The sequence below is a fragment of the Acinetobacter halotolerans genome (assembly GCF_004208515.1).
Taxonomy (GTDB): Bacteria; Pseudomonadota; Gammaproteobacteria; order Pseudomonadales; family Moraxellaceae; genus Acinetobacter; species Acinetobacter halotolerans.
The window spans coordinates 21757-48232 of sequence record NZ_SGIM01000008.1; the positions used below are offsets into that span (position 1 = coordinate 21757).

At 39.8% G+C, this 26476-nt stretch carries 23 protein-coding genes and 1 tRNA gene; 15 read left to right on the forward strand and 9 right to left on the reverse strand.

Annotation, left to right across the window (positions count from 1 at the left end; genetic code table 11):
* Positions 1 to 450 (reverse strand): MerR family transcriptional regulator, encoded by a 450-nt coding sequence (locus EXE30_RS10350; protein WP_130162314.1) that lies wholly within the window; start codon positions 448 to 450, stop codon positions 1 to 3.
* Positions 451 to 511: 61 nt separating this feature from the next.
* On the opposite strand from EXE30_RS10350, the gene EXE30_RS10355 reads away from it, so the two are divergent.
* Positions 512 to 1150 (forward strand): cation transporter, encoded by a 639-nt coding sequence (locus EXE30_RS10355; RefSeq protein WP_130162315.1) that lies wholly within the window; start codon positions 512 to 514, stop codon positions 1148 to 1150.
* A gap of 64 nt (positions 1151 to 1214) precedes the next feature.
* Here EXE30_RS10355 and EXE30_RS10360 read toward each other — a convergent pair whose 3' ends face one another.
* Positions 1215 to 1817 carry a LysE/ArgO family amino acid transporter gene (locus EXE30_RS10360; RefSeq protein WP_130162316.1) on the reverse strand — a complete coding sequence of 201 codons (603 nt, stop codon included), beginning with the start codon at positions 1815 to 1817 and terminating at the stop codon, positions 1215 to 1217.
* 106 nt (positions 1818 to 1923) lie between these two features.
* Here EXE30_RS10360 and EXE30_RS10365 point away from each other — a divergent pair, with 106 nt between their 5' ends.
* Positions 1924 to 2814: a LysR family transcriptional regulator ArgP gene (locus EXE30_RS10365; RefSeq protein ID WP_130162317.1), complete on the forward strand. Its 891-nt coding sequence runs from the start codon at positions 1924 to 1926 to the stop codon at positions 2812 to 2814.
* Between the two features lie 92 nt (positions 2815 to 2906).
* Here the strand turns inward: EXE30_RS10365 and rsmI are convergent, their stop codons facing one another.
* Complete coding sequence (gene rsmI, locus EXE30_RS10370; RefSeq protein ID WP_121929587.1) at positions 2907 to 3743, reverse strand: 16S rRNA (cytidine(1402)-2'-O)-methyltransferase; 837 nt, start codon at positions 3741 to 3743, stop codon at positions 2907 to 2909.
* A gap of 16 nt (positions 3744 to 3759) precedes the next feature.
* On the opposite strand from rsmI, the gene EXE30_RS10375 reads away from it, so the two are divergent.
* The 6 genes from EXE30_RS10375 to EXE30_RS10400 all read left to right on the forward strand — a co-directional run bounded on the left by EXE30_RS10375 (position 3760) and on the right by EXE30_RS10400 (position 8749).
* On the forward strand, positions 3760 to 4692 hold the full coding sequence (locus EXE30_RS10375) for a penicillin-binding protein activator (RefSeq protein WP_130162318.1): 933 nt from the start codon (positions 3760 to 3762) through the stop codon (positions 4690 to 4692).
* 12 nt (positions 4693 to 4704) lie between these two features.
* Positions 4705 to 5109 carry a YraN family protein gene (locus EXE30_RS10380; protein ID WP_130162425.1) on the forward strand — a complete coding sequence of 135 codons (405 nt, stop codon included), beginning with the start codon at positions 4705 to 4707 and terminating at the stop codon, positions 5107 to 5109.
* Between the two features lie 69 nt (positions 5110 to 5178).
* On the forward strand, positions 5179 to 5868 hold the full coding sequence (locus tag EXE30_RS10385; RefSeq protein WP_130162319.1) for a BON domain-containing protein: 690 nt from the start codon (positions 5179 to 5181) through the stop codon (positions 5866 to 5868).
* A gap of 3 nt (positions 5869 to 5871) precedes the next feature.
* The gene (locus tag EXE30_RS10390; RefSeq protein ID WP_130162320.1) at positions 5872 to 6744 is read left to right on the forward strand and encodes an alpha/beta hydrolase; all 873 of its coding nucleotides are present in this window, start codon (positions 5872 to 5874) and stop codon (positions 6742 to 6744) included.
* A 112-nt stretch (positions 6745 to 6856) separates the two neighbouring features.
* On the forward strand, positions 6857 to 7438 hold the full coding sequence (locus EXE30_RS10395) for a TetR/AcrR family transcriptional regulator (protein WP_130162321.1): 582 nt from the start codon (positions 6857 to 6859) through the stop codon (positions 7436 to 7438).
* A gap of 87 nt (positions 7439 to 7525) precedes the next feature.
* Positions 7526 to 8749, forward strand: a complete 1224-nt coding sequence (locus tag EXE30_RS10400) for an MFS transporter (protein WP_130162322.1) — start codon at positions 7526 to 7528, stop codon at positions 8747 to 8749.
* Between the two features lie 49 nt (positions 8750 to 8798).
* Here the strand turns inward: EXE30_RS10400 and nudC are convergent, their stop codons facing one another.
* From nudC to dnaQ, 3 genes are all read right to left on the reverse strand, one after another.
* The gene (gene nudC / locus EXE30_RS10405; protein ID WP_130162323.1) at positions 8799 to 9551 is read right to left on the reverse strand and encodes an NAD(+) diphosphatase; all 753 of its coding nucleotides are present in this window, start codon (positions 9549 to 9551) and stop codon (positions 8799 to 8801) included.
* Entirely contained in the window at positions 9551 to 11197 is a 1647-nt protein-coding gene (locus EXE30_RS10410) for a chemotaxis protein (protein ID WP_130162324.1), read from the reverse strand. The genes nudC and EXE30_RS10410 overlap by 1 nt, the downstream gene beginning before the upstream one ends.
* A 395-nt stretch (positions 11198 to 11592) precedes the next feature.
* Positions 11593 to 12951: a DNA polymerase III subunit epsilon gene (dnaQ, locus tag EXE30_RS10415; protein ID WP_130162325.1), complete on the reverse strand. Its 1359-nt coding sequence runs from the start codon at positions 12949 to 12951 to the stop codon at positions 11593 to 11595.
* A 279-nt stretch (positions 12952 to 13230) separates the two neighbouring features.
* Here dnaQ and EXE30_RS10420 point away from each other — a divergent pair, with 279 nt between their 5' ends.
* The 6 genes from EXE30_RS10420 (at position 13231) to EXE30_RS10445 (ending at position 23165) form a co-directional block, all read left to right on the forward strand.
* A complete protein-coding gene (locus tag EXE30_RS10420) occupies positions 13231 to 16278 on the forward strand; it encodes a LysM peptidoglycan-binding domain-containing protein (RefSeq protein WP_130162326.1) in 3048 nt (1015 codons plus the stop codon).
* Between the two features lie 8 nt (positions 16279 to 16286).
* Positions 16287 to 18131 (forward strand): extracellular solute-binding protein, encoded by a 1845-nt coding sequence (locus EXE30_RS10425; protein ID WP_130162327.1) that lies wholly within the window; start codon positions 16287 to 16289, stop codon positions 18129 to 18131.
* A gap of 27 nt (positions 18132 to 18158) precedes the next feature.
* Positions 18159 to 19226: a microcin C ABC transporter permease YejB gene (locus EXE30_RS10430; protein ID WP_130162328.1), complete on the forward strand. Its 1068-nt coding sequence runs from the start codon at positions 18159 to 18161 to the stop codon at positions 19224 to 19226.
* Positions 19226 to 20236: an ABC transporter permease gene (locus tag EXE30_RS10435; RefSeq protein ID WP_130162329.1), complete on the forward strand. Its 1011-nt coding sequence runs from the start codon at positions 19226 to 19228 to the stop codon at positions 20234 to 20236. Before EXE30_RS10430 ends, EXE30_RS10435 begins: the two co-directional genes overlap by 1 nt.
* Positions 20214 to 21806 (forward strand): ABC transporter ATP-binding protein, encoded by a 1593-nt coding sequence (locus EXE30_RS10440; protein ID WP_130162426.1) that lies wholly within the window; start codon positions 20214 to 20216, stop codon positions 21804 to 21806. Before EXE30_RS10435 ends, EXE30_RS10440 begins: the two co-directional genes overlap by 23 nt.
* 114 nt (positions 21807 to 21920) lie before the next feature.
* Positions 21921 to 23165 (forward strand): NADH:flavin oxidoreductase/NADH oxidase family protein, encoded by a 1245-nt coding sequence (locus EXE30_RS10445; protein ID WP_130162330.1) that lies wholly within the window; start codon positions 21921 to 21923, stop codon positions 23163 to 23165.
* Between the two features lie 84 nt (positions 23166 to 23249).
* On the opposite strand, the gene EXE30_RS10450 is transcribed toward EXE30_RS10445, so the two are convergent.
* The 3 genes from EXE30_RS10450 to pyrC all read right to left on the reverse strand — a co-directional run bounded on the left by EXE30_RS10450 (position 23250) and on the right by pyrC (position 25026).
* A tRNA-Glu gene (locus tag EXE30_RS10450) sits at positions 23250 to 23325 on the reverse strand.
* Positions 23326 to 23344: 19 nt separating this feature from the next.
* Positions 23345 to 24007, reverse strand: a complete 663-nt coding sequence (gene rnt / locus EXE30_RS10455; protein ID WP_004670511.1) for a ribonuclease T — start codon at positions 24005 to 24007, stop codon at positions 23345 to 23347.
* Entirely contained in the window at positions 23992 to 25026 is a 1035-nt protein-coding gene (gene pyrC / locus EXE30_RS10460) for a dihydroorotase (protein ID WP_130162331.1), read from the reverse strand. The genes rnt and pyrC overlap by 16 nt, the downstream gene beginning before the upstream one ends.
* 162 nt (positions 25027 to 25188) lie before the next feature.
* Between pyrC and EXE30_RS10465 the strand changes: the two genes are divergently transcribed.
* Positions 25189 to 26466, forward strand: a complete 1278-nt coding sequence (locus EXE30_RS10465) for a GGDEF domain-containing protein (RefSeq protein ID WP_130162332.1) — start codon at positions 25189 to 25191, stop codon at positions 26464 to 26466.
* The last annotated feature ends 10 nt before the right edge of the window (positions 26467 to 26476 follow it).

Sequence of the window (26476 nt, forward strand, 5' to 3'; positions counted from 1 at the left end):
TCACAAAGGTGATGCTTTTTTGTGTTGATGCGATTCATGTTCACATTCAAGCGGATGATTTAATTCTTTTAAAATCCCACATTGTTCAATGGTGCGATGCTGTGAACATTGCTGTTTGAGATGGGTTAAATCTTGCTTGAGATGTTCTAGGTTCTTAATTTTTTGGGAAACCTCTGCAAGGTATTGATCAATCAGATGATCGACTTCCTCACAGGTTTGATTTGGACTTTTTGCTAAATCTTTTAACTTTTGAATATCCTGTATGGTGATTCCGAGCTCTCGACAATGTTTAACGAAAAACAAATCTGAAAGTATCTGTTCAGAATAATAACGATAATTTCCTGAGGTGCGTTGTACTTTTTCTAAAAGCCCAATTTTTTCATAATAACGAAGTGTATCTACAGATACCCCTGACTTTTTTGCTAATTGTCCAATTGTAAAATTTACCATGCTTGACTCTGGAGTTACTCAAGGGTTTTAAATCACTATAAAACATAGTGTGAGAAAAGTCATGGCAGGATGTGGGTGTAATACAGCTCCTTCAACGCAAATCATTAGTCCAAAGTTTAGAAAAGCATTGTGGATCGCGTTATTGCTAAATGCATTGATGTTCTTTGTGGAAATCATCGGCGGGTCTCATGCACGTTCAGTCGCTTTATGGGCCGATGCACTTGATTTTGCTGGAGATGCGGCAAACTACGCAATTTCTTTGGCAGTGCTCTCTATGAGCTTGTATTGGAGAGCAACTGCGGCATTACTTAAAGGGATTACCATGGCGGCATTTGGCCTGTTTGTAATCGCTAAAGTGCTTTGGTCATGGTGGCTGGGTGTTGTTCCTGAGCCTATGTTGATGGGCGTCATTGGCATACTTGCATTGATTGTAAATGTAAGTGTCGCTTGGATGCTTTATGCATTTCGTGAAGGTGATGCGAATATGCGTTCAGTTTGGCTTTGTAGCCGTAATGATGCAATTGCGAATTTAGCGATTATTATTGCCGCAGTTGGGGTGTTTGGAACTGGAACGATGTTTCCTGATTTAATCGTGGCATTTATTATTGCCTATCTGGGTGTGTCTTCTGGATATTCTGTGATTAAACAGTCGCTTCGAGAAAGAAAGCAGTCAAAAGTGGTGATGGGTCATAATGTATAAATAAATTAAATATAGTCAGCAAAAAAGTATCATACCGACATGATACTTTTTTCTTTGCAATGAATTAGAGCAACAAAGATATGGCAATACTCCACATCATACAGCCGATCATAAAATCTAAAACTTTCCATGCTTTCGGATTACTAAACAGCGGTTTTAAGAGCTTTGAGCCATACCCTAAACTAAAAAAGAAAATCCATGAAGCCACAATACTCCCGAGCGCAAAACTGATTTTGTCTTCAAATTGAGTTGCCACTGATCCAATAAGCACGATGGTATCTACATAAACATGTGGATTTAACCAAGTAAAGGCGAGACCCGTTAAGAGTACCTGAGTCAAAGTCTGTTGATGGTTACTATCAAGTTGCATACTTTGGGTGGCTTTAAATGCGCCATAAAAGGCTTTAGCGCCGTAAACCAATAAGAAAGTCGCACCTAAATATTTGGCGACTGTAATTAACAGCGGGGAGGTTGTCATAATTTCAGCAAAACCCAAAACACCAAGTGCAATTAAGATGGAATCAGAGAGTGCGCAAAGTAAGCACAACCAGAAAACGTATTGTTGCTTGAGCCCTTGTTTGAGGACAAATGCATTTTGAGCGCCAATTGCAACAATGAGGCCGCTGCCAATACCAAAACCTTTCATAAAAACGCTAAGAGAGAGCATAACAATAAAACGAAAAAATCAGATGTGAGAATTATCTGACTTTTAAATACAAAATAAGTAAAATTAAGAATATTTAGGTTTGGATAAAAATAATTTAGGTTTGTCTATGTTAGATAGTAAGCAATGTGAAGCCTTTCTTGCAGTCGCAGAAGCAGGAAGTTTTGATGCTGCTGGCGAGCAATTATATATTACGCCTTCCGCCGTCTCGTTACGCGTACAGGCTTTAGAGAAATATTTAGGTCAGATTTTAATTATCCGTGGCCGACCAAGTGTGCTCACCAAAGCTGGGCAAACCTTATTGCAGCATTTACGTCATACGCGGCTCATGGAACAAAATCTTTTACAAGGTTTGATGGGGAAAACATCTGACTCCGAATTTTATAAGATTGCGTTGGCTTCAAATGCAGACTCATTAGCAACTTGGCTTTTGCCGAGTATTCAGCCCACACTGTTTAAAGAAAAAATCGTATTGGAATTAAAAATTGACGACCAGTCGCATACGCACACGTTATTAGAAACAGGTCAGGTCAATGCCTGTATCTCTGCGGAAGAGCAGGTCATGTCAGGTTGCTTGGCTCAGCCATTAGGCAAAATGCGTTATAAAATGTTGGCTTCTGCTGATTTTGCTGCGTATTGGTTTCGACAGGGAGTGAATAGGGAAAGCTTAAGAAAAGCACCTGCGGTGATTTTTAACCATAAAGATCTGATGCACTCAGAGATGCTATTGAAGTGTTTCGGATTGCCAATGCAAAGTTATCCTTATCATTTTATACCTTCAACAGATGCATTTGTGAAAGCAATTCAACTCGGTTTAGGTTTTGGAATGGCACCTGAAATTCAGGTTCAATCTTTATTAAGCAGTGGTGCATTTGTAGAGATCATGCCAGAAGCTCAACTCGACATACCTTTATATTGGCACCACTGGAAACGGCAGTCTAAACAACTTGATATCTTGACCGAAACGATTGTTCAGGCAGCTAAAAAATTATTGATATAGTTGTTCGGGATTTTCTAAGAAATCTATGATGTTGTATGTGGGATGCAAGGTAATGCTATGTAGTGTTCATTACCTTGCATGAATTTACATAACTAAGCTTGGGTCAACTCCAAAGCACGTTGATAAGCAACTTTCTTTTTAATCCCTGTTAGATCCGCAGCCAATTGTGATGCAGCTTTGACCGAGAGATCTTGCAATAAACGCTTGAGTAACTCATCTAACTTTTCTTGCTCCATGTCTTTAACTTCTAATGCTCCACCAACAACAACGACAATTTCGCCTTTTTGTTGGTTGTGATCATTTTCAATAAAACTGACCAATTCTTTGAGAGTCATTTTTTTGATGGTTTCAAAGGTTTTGGTAATTTCACGTGCAAAGCCAACGGGTCGATCTTCACCAAAGACCTGAGCCATATTTTTAATACTGTCTAAGATTCGATGCGGTGCTTCATAGAAAATCAAGGTTTGCGTTTCATTTTTAAGTTTTTCGAGTTGGCTGATACGCTGCGATGCTTTCGAAGGTAAAAATCCTTCAAAACTAAAACGATCGCTCGGCAAACCGACGGCACTTAAAGCAGCAATAGCCGCACATGCACCCGGTACAGGAATAACGCGAATACCGTGTGCTTGCGCAGCACGAACCAATTTAAAACCGGGATCACTAATGAGTGGCGTGCCAGCATCACTGATTAAAGCAACTGATTCGCCTTTTAACATTTTTTGGAGAAGTTGATCAATTTTGTTACTTTCGTTGTGATCATGACACGCCGTAAGCGGAGTTGCGATATTATAGTGCTTGAATAACTGAGCAGATTGACGAGTATCTTCTGCTGCAACCACCGAGACGGATTTTAAAATATCGATTGCACGGAAAGTCATATCATCCAAGTGCCCAATCGGGGTTGCTACAACAAATAATTGAGCACTCATAAAAGGTAACTCCATAATGTATTTAAAAAAATATTGGCTGCTACTCAGTTTGGCAGCATTGATTAGCCCCGCTTATGCGGACGTGTTGGTGATTCTACCTGAATCTGGTGCAATGGCGCGAGCTGGTGACAGCATCAAACGAGGTTACTTGAGTGCTTATACAGCATCGGGCAGTAAAGAAAAAATTATTTTTGTTGATTCAGCAAAAAGTAGCATCGAACAGATTTTTAAAACAAAAGTGAATAAGAAGACGCGTTTGGTGGTTGGACCATTAGCACGATCTGAAATTGAAACAGTCATGAAGTTAAAGCCTAAAATTCCTGTCTTGGGATTGAATGATGTCAATATGCAAGCTGACAATGTTTGGCAATTTAGCTTAGCCAAACAACATGATGCAGTGGCTTTAAACAAATTGCTTGAAAAAGATCAAATCAACAAACTATTGATCCTACGCCAAGCTGGGACAGAGTCTGCTACTGAACTATTTATGATGGCATTAATGTCTGAGTCCAGAACTAATATAGAGGTTATCAGTCAGCTGCCGAAAAAATTAGCAAAAAAAACAGGATTGCTATTGCTTGGTGATCATCAATGGATGGAACAATTAGGTCCATTACCTAAACAAAATATTTATGCGACACCACTCAGTATCGAGCAGGGTAAGCATATTCCAAATGGATTACGTTTTTGCGATACACCAGCTCTCTACAATGGGCAATGGGCCGATTTAATTGAAGCCTATAAAGAGCAACCCGAAAACATGGCATTTCAAAGACTTCTTGCCTTTGGTGGAGATGCATGGACGATCAGTCAACAGTTTTTATCTAGCCCAGATAAACAATTTTCTTTTGTAGGGCGTACTGGTGCAATTGATGTGAAAGCTGGCATCATCAACAGACAGCCATTTTGTTATGAACAACAAAAAAATGGTATTCATAGCTTAAAATAAGATGTCTGAATGATGAAACAACAGTCAAATTTATTGGGGCAATGGGCAGAACAAACTGCAATGTCATTGCTCCATTCACATGGTTATCAATGTGTAAATCAAAATTATCATTCACGTTTTGGAGAAATTGACTTAATTGTAAAACGTGGGAAAGAGCTTGTTTTTGTTGAAGTAAAAGCAAGATCGGCTGGGAGTTATGCACAAGCTTTCGAAGTGATTTCAAACGCACAGCGACGTAAGATTATTAAGACTGCTCAGTTCTTTTTGCAAAGATATCCAAGTTATGGAGACTTTGATTGTCGTTTTGATGTGATTTGTTTTGATTTTCCACAGAAAATTGCAAAAACAGTACAACCAGATTTTTCAAAATTGCAGTATGATCAGCAATGGATTGAACATGCATTTATTTTAGATTAATCGTGGCAAAAATGGTCTGAAGATAAATGTGGAAGATTGAGAAAATGTGTGAATAGGGAGTCTGGCCAAGTGTTAAAACGTTTATCGATTACGCTGCTTTGTGCTGCAAGTTTATCTGGATGTGCAAGTTTTATTTCTGGTGGAACAGGAACGGCACCTGTTGGAACAAGCAGTGGTGAGCGTAGTCTAGGGCAGGTTTTTATTGATTCTTCAATCAAACGTACTGCAAATGTCAATTTATATAAACTCGATCATCGCTTTCGACAGTCTCGGATTAATATCGAAAGCTTCCACAGCAATGTTTTATTGACTGGACAAGTACCTGATCCTTATTTGAAACAATTGGCTGAAGACAATGTTCGTGCAATGACGGATGTAAAAGCAGTGCATAACTACATTACTGTCGGTGATAAAGTCGCTTATAGCACCATTATGCAAGACTCTACGGTGACTGCGAATACACGTGGTTTATTGATGAGAGCCCCAGTTGTTTCTGACAGTAAGGTTCTTGTACATACTGAAAATGGTGTGCTGTATGTAATGGGACGTTTGAATACTGCTGAAATCCGAGATTTAGATGATGTTTTACAAAAAGTCGGTAATGTAAGTAGAATAGTTACCTTGGTTGATAATATCGATCAATCTTCAGGAGCTGCAACGCCGATGATGGGTTCAGCATCAACACAGTCTTTAGTTGAAACACCAGTTGCCATTGATCCTGATCAGGAATCTGTGACTATTACGCCAGTTAATCCTTAATTTATGAAACAAATTATTCAACAAGTGCAACAAAACGTGATACGGGCGAAAAACTTTTATCAAGAATTTCGCCTGTATGATTTTGCAAGTTATTCAATTAACTATTTGACGCCTAAAGATACTTTTGAAAAAGAAGCGCATCTCGCGTATGGATTAAAGGCAAGACAGCGTCTAGATTTATATCGCACCAAAAATCCTAAAAAACAGCGACCTTTGATTGTATTTGTACATGGTGGCTCATGGCAGCATGGCAATAAACGTGATTATCTATTTATTGGAGAAACATTCGCGCGGGAAGGTTATGATGTTGCCGTGATTAATTATCATCTTGCACCTGAACATATTTTTCCAACATTTATTGATGATATTGCTCAAGCTATTCATTATTTAAATCAGAATCAAAGCAAGCTGGATATTTCGACTGACAATATTATTTTGATGGGACATTCGGCTGGTGCTTTTAATGTGATGTCGGTGGTGTATTCAGCCCAAGCACAAAGTTTTAAATATAAAGATAAGATCAAAGCGATTATTGGCTTGGCTGGGCCTTATCATTTTGATTATGTTGGTGATCCTTTATCGGAACATGCTTTTAATCTAAATATTCCCTATCAACAAGTCATGCCTTGCTATTTTATTGAGCCAAATCAGATTAAACATTATTTGCTAATGGCTGAACAAGATCAGTTGGTTGGTAAAGAAAATAGTTATAAGCTTGATAATGCTTTAAGAGAAAAGGGGAATCATAGTCATATCGCGGTGATCCCGAAGACGGGGCATGTTACGATTTTGGCGACATTGGCAAGTTTGATGAGTCATTATTTTAAGACGAAACGGACGATTTTACATTTTATGGAAGAAGCTATTGAAGACTAGGGCGCTTTGCTTATTCTATTCTCAGGATCAAACTATATAATCAAAACACGTTTTGACATTTACTGGAAGATTGGTTACCTTATGTGGAACGATTGTTCCATATTGGATGGTGATGCGTACTAAAGAATTTGATCCTGATATAGTCACAGACGCTGCTATGCAAGTTTTTTGGTTGAAAGGATATGCTGGCACTTCTGTACAAGATCTTGTTGATGGAACAGGTCTGTCAAGAAGTAGCTTATATGGAACATTTGAAAATAAACATACATTATATCAAAAAGCGCTTGATCGATATTCAGCCATCACAACAGCGAATATACAATGTTTAGCAGATAAAGATACCGTCAAAGAAGCTATTAAAAACCTACTGATGAGAATTGCAGAAGATGAATTAGCTGATCCCCTAAGTAGAGGGTGTTTCGTAGCTAATGCAAGCTTGGAACTTGCAGGTCACGATGATGTCGTAGCAGAAAAAGTTATATTTAATCTGCAGCGTATTCACAGAGCTATTTTAAAATTACTGCAAAAGGGTCAACAGCGAGGAGAGATTACCAGTGAAAAAAATGCAGATGCTCTCGCATATTTCTTTGTAAACACGATACAAGGTATGAGAGTTTTAGCAAAAGGTACGCCCGTTGATCAACGTCGTCAGTGTCTATTTGATGTCATTGATACCGCTCTGTACGTATTGTAAAAAGAACAAACCCGTAATGTTAGACAGGTTACGGGTTTTTATTTGGCTTATATTGGAATGATCATTCCATAATTCAAGAGTGAAGTTATGAACAGCCAGTTACCCGCGAAGAAAGTTGGGTTTATAAAGCATTCACCACCAGATCAATTAGCAGAGAAACTTCCTATTTGGCAATTACTTGCTTTTTCATCAATAGGGTTTATTACGATAATGACTGAAACTATGCCTGTAGGTTTGTTACCTCAAATTAGTATGGGGTTGAATGTTTCTGAAGTATGGGCAGGACAGCTTGTAAGTTTTTATGCTTTGGGCTCAGTATGTGCCGCTATTCCTATCATTGCTTTAACAAGTAATTGGAATAGACGTAGATTATTATTATTAACAATTGGTGCTTTATGTATTTTTAATTCAATTTCCGCAATTTCAACAAATTATATTTTTACATTAATTGTTCGTTTTTGCGCAGGGATGGCTGCAGGAGTTATTTGGGGGTTATTCGTCGGCTATGTACGTTATTTGGTTGTGCCTCATTTACAAGGGCGTGCATTAGCAATTGCAGGTATAGGGCAACCGCTAGCTTTATGTTTGGGAGTGCCTTTAGGTACATTACTTGGAACATTGTTTGATTGGCGTGGTGTATTTTGGATCATGTCTATTTTTTCATTGTTGTTATATGTATGGATTAGATTATATATACCTGATTTCAATGCTCATCTTGTTAAACAAAAAACATCGCTTAAACAAGTTTTTCTCATTTCTGGTGTGAGGTCTGTATTGCTAATATTGTTTATTTGGATATTGGCCCACAATATTTTATACACATATATTGCCTCATATTTAGATATAGTAGGTTTGAGTGAAAATACTGATGTGATTTTGTTGTTATTTGGGGTGTCTGCAATTTTTGGAATTTGGATAACAGGTTGTTTTATAGATAAGTATTTGCGAAATTTATCCCTTATTAGCCTATTGATTTTTGCTTTGGCTGTATTGAGTCTTGGCGTGTTTGTACATTCACCTTGGATGATTTTAGTGTCGATTATACTATGGGGGATTTCATTTGGAGGAGCACCAATATTACTACAAACAGCTCTTGCTGATGTTGCAAAAGAACATACCGATGTTGCCCAATCAATGTTGGTCACCATATTTAACTTTGCTGTGGCTGGTGGCGGAGTTGTAGGTGGTTTTTTACTCAAATGGTGGGGCGTGAGGGCTTTTCCATGGAGTATGCTTATATTATTACTTCTTGCTTTGGTTTTAGTATATCAAGCCAAAGATAAAGGTTTTAATTCAAACAGGACAATATAGACATTTATACTAATGCCATAAACACGATTTTAAAAATAAAAAAGCATCACTAGGATGCTTTTTTATTTTCGATCATTTGCATAATCATCGCATGCGCAATACTACCTTTGAACGGGATCTCTGGTAACTGATCAAATTTAAAGAATTGAGCATCACTGATCTCTTCAAGCTGTAATTCGATTTCACCAGAATCGTATTCCGCATGAAAAGCAATCATGAGATTACTTGGGAAGGGCCAGGGTTGGCTCGACATATAGCGAATATTTTTGAGTTTTAAACCCACTTCTTCTAAAGTTTCTCGCTGTACTGCCTCTTCTAAAGTTTCACCAACTTCAACAAATCCAGCAATTAACCCATACATATTGCTCTTGTTATGCGCTGATTTAGCCAGTAACACTTCATCATGACCTCTGGTAATAATCGTAATGATACAAGGTTGCACACGCGGATACTGGTGATATGCACAAGCAGGGCAAACCATTGCATATTCTTTGGTATGAATATCGGTTGGATGCCCACAATGACTACAGAATTTGTGATTACGTCGCCACTCGAGTAGCTGAACGGCACGACTTGCTTGCAAAAAGTCTGTGGTAGACCAGCTTTGGATTAGTTCCCGAATAGGAATAAGTTGATATCCTTCGGGAATAGACTCACCTTCAAGAAGATCGCGTGCAATGACACGATCATTGTGATGTATCGGCAAGTCACTTGCTAATTTTTCAACCTTGGGTAGTTGGAAGTTTTCATCTACTAAAAGTTTTTGATGTTGAAAAATATAAGCAAGTGATAGTTGAGACATTAGGCTGCTAAAGTTTGTAATTGCTGACTATTTGATAATGCCACATCGAACATGGATTGCAATACAGGTTGTTTGTTTCTTAGGTTATCGACCAGTAAATCTAAACCTGCAACGACATTTAGAATACAGTTAATTTGTTCCGCATCGAACACTAGGTTTTGTGCTAAACGATTTTCTGCAAAATGTGCTGCGCCTAAAAGCGCTGTTTGTTGTGCTGAGCTACCTAAGAATTGAGCAGCGCCAGAGAGCTCTTTTAAGTATTTAGGCAATGCTTCTAAACTGTGTGCAGTTGGGTCTTGAACATACAGACTTAAAGTTTGCGTCAATGTTTCCACGAGTGATTTTGTTTCAGTCAATAACGCTTTATGTGCTTCATCCAAGCGGTCTAAAGAGATATGCATATTATTGACGCGTAACTGTAGACGGCTAGAGGTGTAATTACGCTCCAAAATTCCAATTGAATTCATGGATGCTAAAATACTATTCATCAATTGCTGAACTGAAGTTGCATCCGTTAGAGTGTTGGATTGGCTTAATTTTTCAGCTTGTTGCGTTAACTCTCTTGCTGCCTCATTTAAATTCAACACCTTGAATACATTAGAAAGCTGATTTAATTTTAGCTGAATCTCTTGGGTTTTTTCATTTGACATATTTTGGTGATTGTACTCAATTTCATTGCGAATTTGAGCCATTTCATCCGTCATCAATTGGCTGATGGTGTGAATGGTTTCATAGTCAGGGCCGTATAAATGACGACTTAAAACCTGTAGCTGTGTATCACTCAATAGTTCATCACCAATATTGAGTTGTTCTCGAATATGCTGAGAAACATTGTCTTCTTGGCTGATGCAAATAGATAGAATATCTGCAAGATCTGCGAGGTTACTTTGAAACGCAGGAGGGGCAGCTAAAAACTTTCCAATATTGGTTTCGATTTGAATCAGGGTGCGCAGACGAGCTTCTGTAATCGAAAGTTCATCAATGAGACCTAAGCCAACATTCACCAATTGCCAGTATTGTTGACTTGGAAGGTTGGAAGCTAAGCCCGCTAGATAAACGCCAACCAGTTTAATTCCTTGCAAATCTAATGGTGTTTCGACTTGTTTAATCAGTTTATTTAAACATAGCTTATAAAGCTGATGAATATATTGCGATTGTTCTAAGCTTGGTGCTTTAGGAAGGTTAAAGCTCGGTGTGATAAACCCAAGTAAGGGTTGGATGGTTTGACCTTCTTTAGTCATCGGTTTGCCTAGAGCGAGCTCTAAACGATTAAGTGTATCTAGCAAGAATTGCGGAACTTTAACCTCGCGGAGACAGATAAATTCAATATAACGTCTCAACATCGTTGTTCCTTCACTCAGTGCAACGACATCACTGATTTTGATTTGTTCAGGTTGAGCCATGATTTTACGCATAAGCTCAGTAGAATATTGAGTAATTTGTGACAAATGCGGCATATCAATCAAGGCAAGTACTTGCGTACATTGTTCAAATTGATTCAGTGCGTCATCAATCCCAAAGGGTAGGGCTTGTTCTTCGGCAAGCGTATTTACTGCGGTTTCTACCAATTTAATCGAATTATCGATCTCATTTTTTATTATTAATAATGCCGTTGGGTCGAAATGAATCGAGGTTTGGTAAGACATATGACCTACACCTTTCCTGAGTTGTTATATCCATGTACCTCCTTTTCAGGAGGTCTAAATCATTTAGGGGCTGCTGACATTTCATATATGTCTTGCGTTATAGGCTAAAACGACTCAAACAAGGCATGAAACGCAGGTAATGGATATCCCCTTATCAAGTTTCATAACGAAGTTTGGGGAGGTTTTAGCCATAACCCTGCGGGACAGGGATATTTTTTGTCGCTACTGCGTTATGCTTTGCTTATTTAGAATGACTAAATTTCACAAACCATGCCTGGTATCGTCTAAAAAATGTCTTCTGTCGCAAGCATCTATGAAACGTCATCAGACCCTAATCGTTAATATAACTTAACTTTGAGCACTTAAAATATAAAAACCAACCTCGATCAAAAAAATTATTTGGCGAAAAGGCAAGGTTCTCCATGTTTTTCTTCAAATTGTTTGACCCATGTCTCATGTTCATTTAACTCATGTTCTGATGGTTTAATGATGACTAAGTCAACTTGAACACTTTGACGGGTTATTTTCTTTTCATCTTGTTCTGCTTGGGTCAGGGTGTCCATATCAAATGCGACTTGTCCACCGGTCATCGCGAGATAGACATCTGCTAAAATTTCAGCATCGAGTAATGCGCCGTGGAAAGTACGGTCACGTGCAGGAATTTCATAGCGTCTTACGAGTGCATCCAAAGAGTTCTTTTGTCCAGGATGTTTGTTTTTCGCTAGCGCTAAAGTATCTGTAACCTCACAAACTTCAGAGAGTAAAGGTAAGCCAGCGCGTTTAAACTCCATATTCAAGAAGTTCATATCGAATGCGGCGTTGTGCGCGATAATTTCAGCACCTTTTAAAAAGGAAAATAGCGTATCGGCAATTTCTGCATATTTAGGTTTGTCTTTTAAAAAGTCATCGCTAATACCATGCACATTTTCAGAATCACCGACAGGTTTTTCTGGGTTGATATAGATGTGAATCGAGCTGCCTGTGAGTTTGCGATTGATCATTTCAATCGCGCCCACTTCGATAATGCGGTCACCATCTTGAAAATAAAAACCTGTGGTTTCCGTATCGAGAATTAGCTGACGAGGGCCTTGCAGATGTACTTTCGCCTCTGTAATAACAATATGCGGGTGTTGATTTGTCGGTGAGGCATCTTGCACGATAGCTGTAGATACTTCGATTTCATCTACACTGTCCAAGATTTCTTCAAGTTCTGACTCTTCAATCATTTCATCCGTATCAGCTTCTATATCCAATCCCAAAGGATCATTTAAGAGCCAATCAGCTTCAGGCTTTTTTATATCAGCGTTAGCCTGTGTGGGGGATTTCAGTTGTTGAGCAATTTGATCAGCACCTTGATTGGCTAACTGGTCGGCCATTTCATTGCCAGCATGTCCAGCATGACCTTTGATCCAGTTCCACTCGATATCACGATTGGCACAAACTGCATCTAATTTTTTCCACAAGTCTGGGTTTTTTACGTCTTTCCAGTTTTTCTTTTTCCAACCATGAATCCACTCGGTAATGCCTTGTTTGACATAATTAGAGTCTGTCCAAATGACAAGGTGAGCATCCATTGGACAAAAAGAAACACCTTCAATGGCTGCTTGAAGCTCCATTCGATTATTTGTGGTTTCAGGCTCGCCACCATAGAGTTTATGTTCACCTTGTTCGGTAATGATATATGCCCCCCAACCCCCTAGACCTGGGTTACCTTTACATGCGCCATCAACATAAAGCGTGATTGTCTGTGACATATTTGAACCTGAACAATAAAACGGATAAAAGCTTGACGTCTTTCCCATGCAACTACGCATAAATAGACATTCAAGTGGATAGAGAATATTAGCATTCCCATATGTGAACTTGCATTGTAAAGCTAAATTTTGATTGTGAGCGTTACAAAACTCATCTTTTTTAATTTCTTGTAACATTTCCATGCAAATCACGTTAAATTATTGCCTTGTCTAAGTGACATGCTTTACTACAATGGCAATTCAAAGTAATAAACTAGCGTAAGTGGACTGGAAGATTTTATGTATAAATCGAGCACATTGGTGTGGCAAACATCTGCAACATCATTATTCAAAATTACTGTACTTACTTCTGCTCTGGCTGCGTTAGGAATCACGACGGGATGTTCTACTACTCCTCAATCAAATAAGGCTTCATCTTCTAAGCAACTTGGCTCAGGTTATTTAGATGCGAGTAGTTTAGATTCACTCGAAGATTTACTTTCTGCGACGGATATGCGAGCAGTGGAAGGTGATCGATTACTGGTATTGAAACACGGTGATGTGTGGAAACGAATGACTGTAGGCTTCAAGATGGACCTGAACCGTCGGGACTCTCGCATTGAAGCACAGCGTGGTTGGTTTATTTCTCGTCAGCCTTATCTGGATCGTTTGAGTGCACGTGCCAGTCGATATTTATATCACACTGTGAAAGAGGCAGAACGTCGTGGCATGCCAACCGAACTCGCATTATTGCCTGTGATTGAAAGCTCCTATGATCCAGCAGCAACCAGTAGTGCTGCGGCAGCAGGCTTGTGGCAGTTTATACCAAGTACGGGACGTATCTATGGTTTACAACAGACCAGCCTATATGATGGTCGTCGTGATGTTGTCGAGTCAACACGTGCCGCATACGAATTTTTAGGTAGTCTTTATAATCAATTTGGTTCATGGGAACTGGCATTAGCCGCTTATAATGCTGGGCCAGGACGTATTCAACAAGCGATTAACCGTAATAAAGCTGCAGGTTTACCGACGGATTACTGGTCTTTAAAACTTCCACAAGAAACCATGAATTATGTGCCTCGTTTCTTGGCAGTCGCACAAATTATTAAAAACCCAAATGCTTATGGTGTCGCATTACCGCCGATTGCCAATCGACCTCACTTTCGTGAAGTTAACTTAGCTGCGCCTTTATCATTGAATGAAATTTCATCGATCACGGGTCTCAGCCGCTCTGAATTATATGCATTGAATCCTGCGCACCGTGGCGAGACGATGGACCCAATGAGTCCATTGCGTATCTTGATCCCTGCGGATCTAAGTCCTTCAATCGATGCGAGATTACGTTCTAATAAATCAGGTTCAGGCGGTTTCTGGGCGAGTAAAACGCCACCACCTGTGATGAATAATACATCAGGGGCTTCGACAACAATTCGAACTACAACCACTCCGGCACAGACAAATAGTACAACATCGAAGACAACAGCGCCGTTGACCACCAGTAACACCTCCAAACCAACGTCCGCTCCAACCACGACCAATGTTAAGGTAAATACTCCGCGTGGATCTGATGCGTTGGCCTCGTTTGCTGCTGCAGCGAATGTACCAAGTGCACCACGTATTCCTGTCGCAATTACACCAGCCGCAAATGTTAAGCCTGTGAATATTGAGCCGCCAATTTCAAATCAAGAGCGTGAGCAAATTGTTGCTGCGATGAAAGTCGAAGGTGAGCCGAAGTCAGTTACACAGGTATTAGAACCACAGGCAACACAAGCTGAAAAAGATCAGGTTGTTGCTGAAATCAAAGCGATTGCTCCGAAAGGCACCGAAATCATAGATCCATTTGATGGCAAAATTAAATTAACTGCGATTCAGACCAGCCAATCTGTCTCTGACGAAAAAGGCCAAGAGGTGACTCGGGGTTTTGCTTACCCGAAAAACTTGGTTGAAGACAAAGCGACTGCCAATAGTGATGACGCGAAACGTAATCAAGGCAAACCTTATATCAGCACTGACAATGATGTAGTCGTTGTCCCACCAAAAGGCAAGCGCAGTACTTATATGGTAATGCCGGGTGATACTTTGGCTGTGATTGCTCAGAAGAATGGGGTGAGTTGGCGTGATATTGCCAAATGGAACCAAATTGATCCGGCAGGGACTTTATTTGTAGGTACAAGTTTGTATTTATATGATGCAAAACCACAAGTCGAAGCCGTAAAAGCAGTTGAGTCGAAACCTGAGAGCTATGTAGTGCAATCAGGAGATAGCTTGACAACCTTAGCTACTCGTTTTGATTTAACGCTTAAACAATTGGCCGATTACAATAACTTGTCGGTGACAGACGGCTTATTTGTTGGACAAAAATTAACGCTTAAAGAACCAAAGAATAATACGCGTGCTCCGCAACAAACAGCCCGCGCCACTGAAACAAAAGCTGCGGCCACACAAAAAATTGCCACGACATCTTACACTGTTAAACGTGGCGAATATTTGAAATTGATTGCTGATCGTTATGCATTATCCAATCAAGAACTTGCTGATCTAACATCAGGTTTAACTGCAAGTAGTAGTTTGTTGGTCGGGCAAAAAATCAATGTCCCTCTGCAAGAAGTTGCTGAGACTAAAAATACCGTTAAATATGAAAATGTAACCGCATCGACCAGCTATAAGACTGAAAATTATACTGTGCAACGTGGCGATACATTATCCAGTATTGCTGCTAAGTCAAAAATGACATTGAGTGAATTAGCTGAGCTGAATAATTTGAAGTCAAATAGCGGTGTGCGTTTGGGTCAAAGTTTAAAGATTCCAGCTGGTTCAACGACACCTGATCAGTATGTGGTTCAGTCTGGCGATAGTTTGAATGCGATTGCAGGTCGATACAATTTACAAGTGAGCTATCTGGCGGACTTGAATGGCTTGCAACCAACTTCGGGTGTGCGTATCGGTCAACGTTTAAAATTAACTGGCGAAGTGACTAAAGCAGAAACACCAGCTCAACCAGAAGTTAGCAGAGCTAGTAACGCAGCAGCAAACCGAAATACTGCAAATACAGAACAATACACCGTTAAAGCAGGTGAGTCGTTAAATAGTATTGCAAGCCGATTAGGTCTGTCTGGTCGTGAACTTGCTGATTTAAATCAATTACGTGCCAATGCAGGTTTACAACGTGGTCAAACCATTTTGATTCCTAAAACCGTGACTGAATATAAGGTTAAACGAGGAGATACTTTGATTGGTTTAGCCAGTCGATATGGTATGCAAACTAATGCTCTCGCGGAAATGAATGATTTGACACCAAACACTCAACTCCGTATTGGTGATGTTATTAAAGTACCAAATTTATAAGGATATATATGAATTGGTCTCATGGAAGAGCACAAACTCTCATCCTTTTATTTGGTTTGGGATTGAGTAGTCAATTCAGTTTGGCTGCTCAACAAACCACACCTTTCTTGGCTGTACATGCGAGTCCTCAATACTCGCATTTACAGGTTATGCCTTATGCAAATGCACAAGCACCAAAAGGCGGCGTGCTCAGTCAATCCAGCAATGGAACATTTGACAACTTAAACAGCATGAATGGCAAAGGCAGCTCAACCGATGGTGTGAACTATTTATTTGATACCTTGATGGATTCTTCGTTAGATGAACCAAATGTCATGTATCCGTTGCTTGCAGAAAAAGCGACCTATGATCCACATAAGCCTAAATTTGTTGTTTTTTATCTGAATCCCAAAGCGCGGTTTAGTAATGGCGATGAGTTGACCGCTGTGGATGTCAAGTTTACCTTTGATACCTATCAACAAAAAGCCAACCCTGGCTTGAAAATGTATCTATCAGATTTAGAAAAGACTGAGGTGTTGTCGAAATACCAAGTCAAATTTACTTTTAAGTCTGATGATAATGCCGAAATGCCTTTGATCGTCGCTAGTCTACCTATTTATTCCAAACAGGATTGGAAGAACAAGGATTTTACTCGTGTGACGATGCAGCCGATTTTAGGTTCAGGGCCGTATTTGATCGACCGAATAGATGCTGGGCGAAGTATCACTTATAAACGTAATCCAAATTATTGGGCAAAGGATTTACCTGTCAATCGTGGCCGCTATAATTTTGATCGTTTAAAGTATGTGTACTATCGAAATTTGGATGTGACTTTTGAAGGATTTAAATCAGGTCAGTTCACATTACACGAAGAAAATATATCGCGTCGTTGGGTCACTGAATATAAATTTCCCGCAGTTCAATCAGGTATGGTTCAGCGGTATAAGGTAAGCTTAACAAGGCCGTTAGATTTTCAAAGCTTTGTGTTTAATACGCGGCGTGCTCCATTAAACGATATTCACTTGCGTAAGGCGCTCAGTTACGCTTATGACTTTGAGTGGCAAAATAAAGCACTTTTCTACGGACAATATCAACGTCTGCAGAGTTATTTTGCCAACAGTGAGTTGGCGGCAGTCGGTCGACCATCTGCAGCAGAAATGTCAGTAATCGATCCGTACTTATCTAAATTAAATCCATTGATGCAAAAAGGGGTCTTGGCGGATTGGAAGTTTCCAGCTTCCGATGCCAGCGGTTTTAATCGACAAAATTTGCTTTCAGCGCGTCAGGTGTTGCTTGATGCAGGTTATGCGGTAAAAGATGGCCGTTTGTTAGATCCTAAATCTAAACCTGTGCAAATTGAACTTTTAATTCATCAAGATGGTTTACAACGGACATTGATGCCATTTGTCCGTAATTTGAAACGATTAGGGATTACGGTCAATATTCGACATGTGGATGTACCACAATACATTGAACGTATGCGTCGCAGTGATTTTGATATGACCACCATGCGGCTACCACAATCAATTTCTCCGGGTAAAGAGCAAGCACAATTCTGGGGAAGTAAGGCCGCTGATGAAGAAGGAAACTATAATTTCGCGGGTATTAAAAACCCAGCCATCGATCAAGTAATCCAAAAAATTATTGCAGCCGAGAGTCGTGAACAAGTGGTACTCCATACACGGGTATTAGATCGGTTATTACGAGCGGGCTACTATCACATTCCGACCTATGGTAAAGCTGAAACGTGGTTAGCGTATTGGGACATGTACCAGCAACCTAAAGTCAAACCTAAATTATCACTAGGTGTTGATTACTGGTGGGTAGATGCTGAAAAAGCGAAAAAAGTAAGTCAATATTTACGAAAAAAATAATCAGTCTAGACAATAGGGATAAGATTGATGGGAACATATATATTAAAACGGCTACTCCTGATTATTCCAACTTTGTTTTTGATTTTGTTGATCAATTTTGCGGTGATTCAGATTGCGCCAGGTGGGCCAGTTGAGCAAGCAATACAACAAGCTCAAACTTTTCAAGGAATGGGCGTATCAGGCGCTGAAACGGCACAGAGTTCCCAAAGTCAGTATCAAGGGGCAAGAGGCCTGAGTGCTGACATGGTTGAGCAAATTAAAGCGCAGTACGGCTTTGACAAATCAGCACCAGAGCGTTTTTGGCTCATGCTCAAAGGATATTTAACATTTGATTTTGGTACCAGTTTTTTTAAAGATAAACCTGTTACCCAATTACTTTATGAAAAAATGCCAGTCACTATTTCGCTGGGTTTATGGAGTACGCTGTTAATTTATTTGGTATCTATTCCATTGGGAATACGTAAGGCCAAACAGCATGGCTTGATTTTTGATAAATCTACATCGTTATTATTGGCAGTTGGCTACGCTGTTCCTTCTTTTGTCTTTGCCGTGTTATTGATCGTATTTTTTGCAGGTGGCAGTTATTTTCAATGGTTCCCACTACAAGGTTTGGTATCAGAGAATTTTTCCCAACTCAGTATGCTCGACAAAATTAAAGATTATTTCTGGCATATGAGTTTGCCATTATTAAGCATCGTGTTGGGCGGTTTTGCAGGTTTAACCTATCTGACTAAATACTCTTTTATGGAAGAATTAAACAAGCAATATGTACTCGCTGCTCGTGCTAAAGGACTGACTGAAAATCGCGTGTTGTATGGTCATGTCTTTCGTAACGCCATGTTGATTGTGATTGCTGGATTGCCTGAAGCATTGGTTGGAATCTTTTTCGTTGGTAATTTATTTATTGAGATTATTTTTAATCTTGATGGACTTGGGCTGCTCGGCTTTGAAGCAATTGTTCAGCGCGATTATCCTGTGATTTTTGGGACATTGTTCTTATTCACTTTACTTGGATTGATTCTGCGTTTAGTCAGTGATGTACTGTATCAGGTGATTGATCCTCGTATTAACTTTGATGCGCGAGGAGTGAAATAATGTCACCTGTAATGCAAGCACGATTAGATCGTTTTAAGAAAAATAAACTTGGTTTTCGCTGTTTTGTTCTTTTTATGATTATTTTTATTTTGTCATTGGCTGCTGAGTTTATCGCCAATGACAAGCCTTTGATCGTGAAGTATCAAGATAGTTTTTATTTTCCTGTCTTTAAAGATTATCCAGAAACCACGTATGGTGGTGTTTTTGAAACAGCAACAGATTATCAAGATCCTGTGGTACGTGAGTTAATTTCGGCTCATGGCTTGATGCTTTCGCCCATCGTTCCTTTTTCATTTCAGACCCCGAACCTTGATTTAACTGTCCCCGTGCCATCTAAACCGACTGCACAAAACTGGTTAGGAACGGATGATCAAGGACGGGATGTATTGGCGCGGGTACTGTATGGTTTACGTGTGTCCTTGCTATTTGGCTTTGCTTTAACTATTTGTGCGGCGATTCTAGGAATTATTGTAGGTGCGGTTCAGGGGTATTATGGCGGCTGGATTGACTTACTTGGGCAACGTATTCTTGAGGTTTGGGGTGGTTTGCCAATGTTATTTATGGTGATGATCCTCGTCAGTATGTTTACCCCCAATGTATATTGGCTTTTTTTGATTATGTTGTTATTTGGCTGGACGGCTTTAGTCGGGTTGGTACGCGCCGAATTTCTCCGAGCACGAAACTTTGATTATGTTCGTGCAGCAAGAGCACTTGGCGTCACGGATCGGACGATTATCTTTCGACATATTTTACCCAATGCCATGAGTTCGAGTTTATCGCAACTCCCATTTATGTTGACTGCGAATATTACGGCATTAACTGCTTTAGATTTTTTAGGTTATGGTTTACCTCCAGACGCTGCTTCGTTGGGTGAATTACTCTTACAGGGTAAAAATAACCTGAATGCCCCTTGGTTGGCATTGTCTGGCTTTTTTACGCTTGCAATTGTGTTGTCATTATTAATTTATATCGGGGAGGCGACACGTGATGCATTCGATCCAAGACAATAAACCCATCGATCATGATCTTTTAAATGTTCAACAGCTTTCTGTTTCCACCGCAGCAGGACAGGTCTTGGTTGACCAACTCACGTTTAGTCTAAAAGCTGGAGCAACTTTAGCTATTGTAGGGGAGAGTGGTTCAGGCAAATCAGTGAGTAGCTTAGCTTTATTAGGTTTATTGCCAAGCCATTTAAAAATACAAGGGCAAGCATGGTTCAGTGGTCAAAATCTATTGGCTATAGATACTCTCGCTTTACGACAAATTCGCGGACAGAAAATTGCCATGATTTTCCAAGAACCGATGACCGCTTTGAACCCTTTACATCGGGTAGAAAAAATCATTGGAGAAAGTTTGTTATTGCAAGGATGGTCGCAAACTAAAGTAAGAGAAAAAGTCATTGCTCTATTAAATGATGTTGGAATAGCTGAGCCTGAACAGAAATTAAGACGCTATCCACATGAGTTGTCCGGTGGACAACGTCAACGGGTGATGATTGCGATGGCTTTGGCGCTAGAGCCCGATATTTTAATAGCAGATGAGCCGACAACTGCGTTAGACGTTACCCTACAAACACAAATTTTGAATTTGCTGAAACAGCTACAGCAGCAACGCAATATGGCGATGATTTTGATCAGTCATGATTTGAATCTGGTCAAGCGCTATGCGGATGATGTAATTGTTATGAATAAAGGGCGGGTTGAGGAGCAGGGTACAGTTACTACAATTTTTGCTCGACCAGAAGCGGCGTATACGCAGCATTTGCTTGATCATGACTTTGGTGAGGCACTGCCTTCTACTGAGCAGCAAATTATTCTGGAGTTGAAGCAACTCGCAGTTAAGTTCCCGATTAAACAAGGCTTATTAAACCGAATTAAAGATTATTTTATTGCAGTTGAACCACTGGATTTGGCGCTGGCACAGGGTGAGTCTTTAGGTATCGTGGGGGAAAGTGGTTCGGGTAAATCGACCTTAGCATTGGCAATTACACGTTTGATAGACAGTGACGGCAGGATTGTTTTCTTAGGAAAAGATTTAAATCAACTCAATGAAAAAAGATTACGCCCTTTACGAACCGATTTTCAGATTGTGTTTCAAGATCCATTTAGTAGCTTAAATCCTCGAATGACGATTGGACAGATCGTTGGTGAGGGATTGGCGCTCAAAGAGCTGAATCAAGCGGTTGTAGAGCAACAGATTGAGCAAACGCTTGAGAAAGTGGAATTGCCCATTGATTTTAAAAATCGTTATCCACACGAATTGTCAGGAGGACAACGGCAACGTGTCGCATTGGCACGCGCATTGGTTTTACAACCTAAACTGATGATTTTAGATGAACCAACTTCAGCTTTAGATCGCACCACACAACGTGCAATCGTGAAATTGCTTAGACGATTACAACAGCAAGAGCAGATCAGCTACATTTTTATTAGTCATGACTTGCAAGTCGTCAAAGCATTGTGTCAAAAAGTGATGGTGTTACGCCATGCAAAAGTTATGGAATATCAATCTACTGAGTTACTTTTTTCACAACCTCAAACTGAATATACCCGTCAGTTGATTGCTGCGAGTCAGTACTAGTATTGCAATTAAATTGACATATGATATTGTCAATTTGTAGGAAGATTGCTTGACAGCATAAAAAAATAGATTAAATTAGAGTAATTGCTCTAATTTTTATATCAGAGGATGACCATGAGTCAGATCGCAGACAGTATCACGATTCGTAATACCACTTTTAAAAACCGCATCATTAAGGGTGCGATGAGTGAAGCTTTGGCCAATTATGAAGGGCAACCTAATGATTTACATATTGGCTTATATGAAGCATGGGCGAAAGGTGGTTTAGGCTGTGCCATTACGGGAAATGTAATGGTTAACATTAATGCCAAGAATGAGCCAGGTGTCGTTGCAATTGAAACTGAACGTGATTTGGCAAGATTACAACAATGGGCTGCGGTTGGTAAAAAATACGGAATGGTGCAGTTGATTCAATTGTCTCATCCTGGTCGTCAGTGTCCTAAAGGTTTGAATAAAGAAACAGTTGCGCCTTCTGCTGTTCCATTTAGCCCAATGCTCGCCACCATGTTTGGTACACCACGTGAACTCAAGCATGAAGAAATTTTAGATATTATTCAGCGCTTTGCCACAGCTGCTGCGATTTGTGAGAAAGCGGGTTTTGAAGGCGTGCAGTTACATGGTGCACATGGTTATCTCATTAGCCAGTTTTTATCACCACTGACCAACCAACGTACCGATGAGTGGGGTGGTTCGGTTGAAAATCGTATGCGTTTCTTGGTTGAAGCATATAAGGCTGTCCGTGCAGCAACCTCTGATAACTTTATCATTTCTGTAAAGCTCAACTCTGCGGACTTTCAACGTGGTGGGATTACTGAAGAAGATGTGATTACGGTATTCAAGGCTATAGATGCTGCTGGTATTGATATTATCGAAATCTCTGGTGGTACTTATGAAGCGCCTGCAATGGCAGGTGCTAAAGCGAGTTCTCGTAAGGCAAGTACGATAGCGCGTGAAGCATATTTCTTAGAGTTCTCTGAAAAAATCCGTCAGCATGTTTCTTGTAAATTAATGGTGACAGGTGGCTTCCGTACTGTTGCAGGTATGAATGCTGCGCTTGAAAGTGGCGCATGTGATTTTATTGGTATTGCTCGTCCATTGGCTGTTGAAACAGATTTAACCGATCGTTTGATTGCGGGGCATGATGTCCGTTATGCGGTAAATCAAATCAAAACAGGTATTCCTTTTGTCGATAAAATGGCAATCATGGAAATTATTTGGTATGCGGCACAGTTTAAAGCGATTGGACAAGGTAAAAAACCAAATCCTAAGTTATCACCATTGTTGGTATTCTTGAATTATGCAAAAGGGAATATCAAAGCAGTGGTGAAAGGGCGAGTTAATTCTCGAAAATCAGCATAATGTTTTAAGGACTCTTCGGAGTCCTTTTAAATTTAGGTAATAAAAAAGCCACTGTCTTAAAAGATGCAGTGGCTTTTTTGAATTTGGCGTCCCTACGGGGATTCGAACCCCGGTTACCGCCGTGAAAGGGCGATGTCCTAGGCCTCTAGACGATAGGGACTTCTTGAGGTGGGTGTATATTAGGGTTCTGTCACCAAACTGTCAAGAAGATGAGGAGACAGTTTGTTCAAAATATAGCAAAACAGTTCAGCAGTCTTCTGTGTATCGTATAAAGCAGAATGCGCTTCTTTACCATCAAACTCGATTCCAGCCTGAATACATGCTCTTGCTAGAACGGTTTGACCGAACATCACAGCGCTGAGCGTAACGGTATCAAAGACTGAGAAGCTATGAAACGGATTCTGATTTTTAGTGCCAGTACGTGCAATAGCAGCTTGCAAGAAACCCAAATCAAAGTGCGCATTGTGACCAACCAATACGGCATGTGTACAATGTTGTGCTTTACGTACTTCAGTGAGTGATTTGAAAATACGACGTAAAGCACTACGCTCATCTTCAGCCATCGCTACACGCATTGGATTAAAAGGGTCAATGCCAATGAAATCTAATGAGCGGCGATCAAGATTAGCACCTTCAAAAGGATTAATATGCGCTTGAAAAGATGGGCCAGGTACAAACTGCCCTTGTTCATCATAGACAATTGGAATGCATGCAATCTCAAGTAGTGCATCGGTCTGACAGTTAAAACCTGCTGTCTCAACATCAACAACAACAGGTAAAAAACCACGAAAGCGCTGCCCTATGACGGGAGCTTTATTTTCTTGTGTCACACTTTTCTCCATTGCAGTGTTTTACCTGCATGAAGTGGAATGATTTTCTGGTCAGCAAGATAATCAAGCGACTCAGGAACGGTGTGTTCTTCTTTGACTAAGGTGATCGTCGTGGTATTACGTGGTAATCCATAAAAATCAGCCCCAAAATGGCTTGCAAAGCCCTCAAGACGTTCTAATTTTCCGACTTGATCAAAAGCTTGAGCGTACAATTCAATTGCAGTCGGTGCACTATAACAACCTGCACAACCGCATGCATTTTCTTTGGCATCTTGCGCGTGTGGAGCGCTGTCAGTACCCAAGAAAAATTTAGGGCTACCACTGGTTGCAACTTCTAACAAAGTCGTTTGATGTGTTTGACGTTTTAAAATCGGCAAGCAATAGAAATGCGGCTTTACACCACCAACCAACATATCATTACGATTAAATAATAAATGTTGAGGCGTAATCGTGGCTGCAACATTGCGATCTTGTTCAACGACAAAGTTTGCGGCATCACTGGTGGTAATATGTTCTAAAACAACTTTGAGTTTCGGAAATTGTCTAAGTAATGGTGAGAGCACCTCATCCAGAAATCTTTTTTCACGATCAAAAATATCAACATGATTGTGAGTGACTTCACCATGAAGCAGTAAAGGAACTTGATGTTCCTCAAGTTGCTCAATCACAGCATAGACTTTACGAATATCACTTACACCATTATCTGAGTTAGTTGTAGCACCAGCAGGGTAGAGTTTAATAGCATTTACATGTTCAGATTCTTTGATTTTACGAACTTCATCAGGAGAGGTATGATCAGTAAAATAAAGCACCATACGTGGGTCAAAATTAAGCCCTTCAGGAACATGGGCAAGAATACGCTCGCGATACGCTAAAGCTTCTTCTACAGTTTTGACTGGTGGAACAAGATTTGGCATACAAATCGCGCGGGCAAATTGTTTTGCTAAATCTGGTACTGTGCGTTTTAAAGCTAAACCATCACGTAGGTGTGCGTGCCAATCATCTGGTTGTAAAAGTGTAAGAGTATTCAAGGTGTACTTCAAACTTAAAAATAATACAAATAATAATGCATAAAGTGTGAAAATGGTAACTACAATTACGGATAAGTGGTTAAGTAAAGTGCACGACGGAATGAGAATTTGTGTTATTTTTATCCAGCATAAAAATACCGTATTATAAGAAGAGTAAAAAGGATGGAAAATCAATATGATCTTGAGCAGTTAAGGAGGTCTAAAGAAGCACTGGAGCAGCTTGTTGTCCAGCATTTTAAATCAAAAAAAACGCATCAGGCTCTACCAACAAAATTAGAAAATGAGTTTTGGAAGTTTAATCTCGATCGAACACGGGTCAATGCGATTCAATTTTTTGGTCAAGGTGTAATCACCTATGCGATTTTTATATTACTCATTCTTCCTTCTAACTATGTTGTGATTCGTGAAAGTATCGATTTCATTCCAGATTTTATCTACAGTATTTTGAGTTTAATCGTGGTTGGTGCTTCACTTTTTCTATTTTGGGTGTTTGCACGCTTTAAAAATTTAAACGCTTTGTTTTATCCAGCATCATGTTCAATTGTTTTTTGTACTATTGTTTTCTCTTCATTGCTGATGATGAGTGTTTCAAATGTGGTTCTTCAAAATCAGGCAATGGTCCTGATTGCCTTCTTATATATGTTGGGTTTCATTCTAAGTGGTATTAAACCATTACATATGCTGGTGATAGGCACTTTTGCTGCTCTCGTGATTCTGCTGTTCCTGTATTTATTTAATATTCCTTGTGATTTTCTCATGATTGGGCGAACTTTCATTGGCAGTATATTGCTGGGTTTCTCAATTAGTGTAATGCTTACTTCTAAAGAGCGAAGAATATTTTTAAAGTCAAAAATCTCAGAAATAGATGAAAAAATTCTACGTTTGCAGGCCTCCGAGTTGTTGCATTTGAGTCAGCATGATGAACTCACCAATGTGTCAAATCGCCGTACTTTTGAAGAGATGTGTTCTTATTATTATGATCTAGCATGTCAAGAACAGACATCCTTATCAGTATTGTTTATCGATATTGATTATTTTAAAAATTATAATGATTTTTATGGTCATCAGATGGGTGATCAAGTGATTTCTGAAATCGCTAAAACAATAAAAGGTTCAATTAGACATATGGACTTTGTTGCACGTTACGGAGGAGAGGAGTTTGTGGTCCTTTTACCGCAAACGTCTGCACAAGGTGCTTATGCAGTTGCTACGAATATCTATCGTGCCATCGAGCGACAGATGATTCCGCATGAAAAATCCTTAGTTTCAAATCACGTCACCATCAGTTTGGGGATCACGGTTTTTAATGGCAATCCAAAAATTAGCCAAGACGTGTTAATTCATACTGCTGATAAAGCATTGTATCGCGCTAAGCAATTAGGGCGGAATCAGATTTATTATCAACCTTTACCAAATATCGAAGAAAAAATTAAAAATTAAAAAAACCGAA

Bases quoted from the DNA above. Each gene is read 5' to 3' on its own strand.
- EXE30_RS10390 (WP_130162320.1), top strand. From the start codon at position 5,872: ATGAAACAAATTATTCAACAAGTGCAACAAAACGTGATACGGGCGAAA.
- EXE30_RS10435 (WP_130162329.1), top strand. From the start codon at position 19,226: ATGTCACCTGTAATGCAAGCACGATTAGATCGTTTTAAGAAAAATAAA.
- EXE30_RS10410 (WP_130162324.1), bottom strand. From the start codon at position 11,197: ATGTCTTACCAAACCTCGATTCATTTCGACCCAACGGCATTATTAATA.
- EXE30_RS10430 (WP_130162328.1), top strand. From the start codon at position 18,159: ATGGGAACATATATATTAAAACGGCTACTCCTGATTATTCCAACTTTG.
- EXE30_RS10380 (WP_130162425.1), top strand. From the start codon at position 4,705: ATGAAACAACAGTCAAATTTATTGGGGCAATGGGCAGAACAAACTGCA.
- EXE30_RS10365 (WP_130162317.1), top strand. From the start codon at position 1,924: ATGTTAGATAGTAAGCAATGTGAAGCCTTTCTTGCAGTCGCAGAAGCA.
- EXE30_RS10395 (WP_130162321.1), top strand. From the start codon at position 6,857: ATGCGTACTAAAGAATTTGATCCTGATATAGTCACAGACGCTGCTATG.
- EXE30_RS10400 (WP_130162322.1), top strand. From the start codon at position 7,526: ATGAACAGCCAGTTACCCGCGAAGAAAGTTGGGTTTATAAAGCATTCA.
- nudC (WP_130162323.1), bottom strand. From the start codon at position 9,551: ATGTCTCAACTATCACTTGCTTATATTTTTCAACATCAAAAACTTTTA.
- EXE30_RS10420 (WP_130162326.1), top strand. From the start codon at position 13,231: ATGTATAAATCGAGCACATTGGTGTGGCAAACATCTGCAACATCATTA.
- EXE30_RS10375 (WP_130162318.1), top strand. From the start codon at position 3,760: ATGTATTTAAAAAAATATTGGCTGCTACTCAGTTTGGCAGCATTGATT.
- EXE30_RS10445 (WP_130162330.1), top strand. From the start codon at position 21,921: ATGAGTCAGATCGCAGACAGTATCACGATTCGTAATACCACTTTTAAA.
- rsmI (WP_121929587.1), bottom strand. From the start codon at position 3,743: ATGAGTGCTCAATTATTTGTTGTAGCAACCCCGATTGGGCACTTGGAT.
- rnt (WP_004670511.1), bottom strand. From the start codon at position 24,007: ATGGAGAAAAGTGTGACACAAGAAAATAAAGCTCCCGTCATAGGGCAG.
- EXE30_RS10465 (WP_130162332.1), top strand. From the start codon at position 25,189: ATGGAAAATCAATATGATCTTGAGCAGTTAAGGAGGTCTAAAGAAGCA.
- EXE30_RS10355 (WP_130162315.1), top strand. From the start codon at position 512: ATGGCAGGATGTGGGTGTAATACAGCTCCTTCAACGCAAATCATTAGT.
- EXE30_RS10360 (WP_130162316.1), bottom strand. From the start codon at position 1,817: ATGCTCTCTCTTAGCGTTTTTATGAAAGGTTTTGGTATTGGCAGCGGC.
- EXE30_RS10440 (WP_130162426.1), top strand. From the start codon at position 20,214: ATGCATTCGATCCAAGACAATAAACCCATCGATCATGATCTTTTAAAT.
- dnaQ (WP_130162325.1), bottom strand. From the start codon at position 12,951: ATGTCACAGACAATCACGCTTTATGTTGATGGCGCATGTAAAGGTAAC.
- EXE30_RS10425 (WP_130162327.1), top strand. From the start codon at position 16,287: ATGAATTGGTCTCATGGAAGAGCACAAACTCTCATCCTTTTATTTGGT.
- EXE30_RS10350 (WP_130162314.1), bottom strand. From the start codon at position 450: ATGGTAAATTTTACAATTGGACAATTAGCAAAAAAGTCAGGGGTATCT.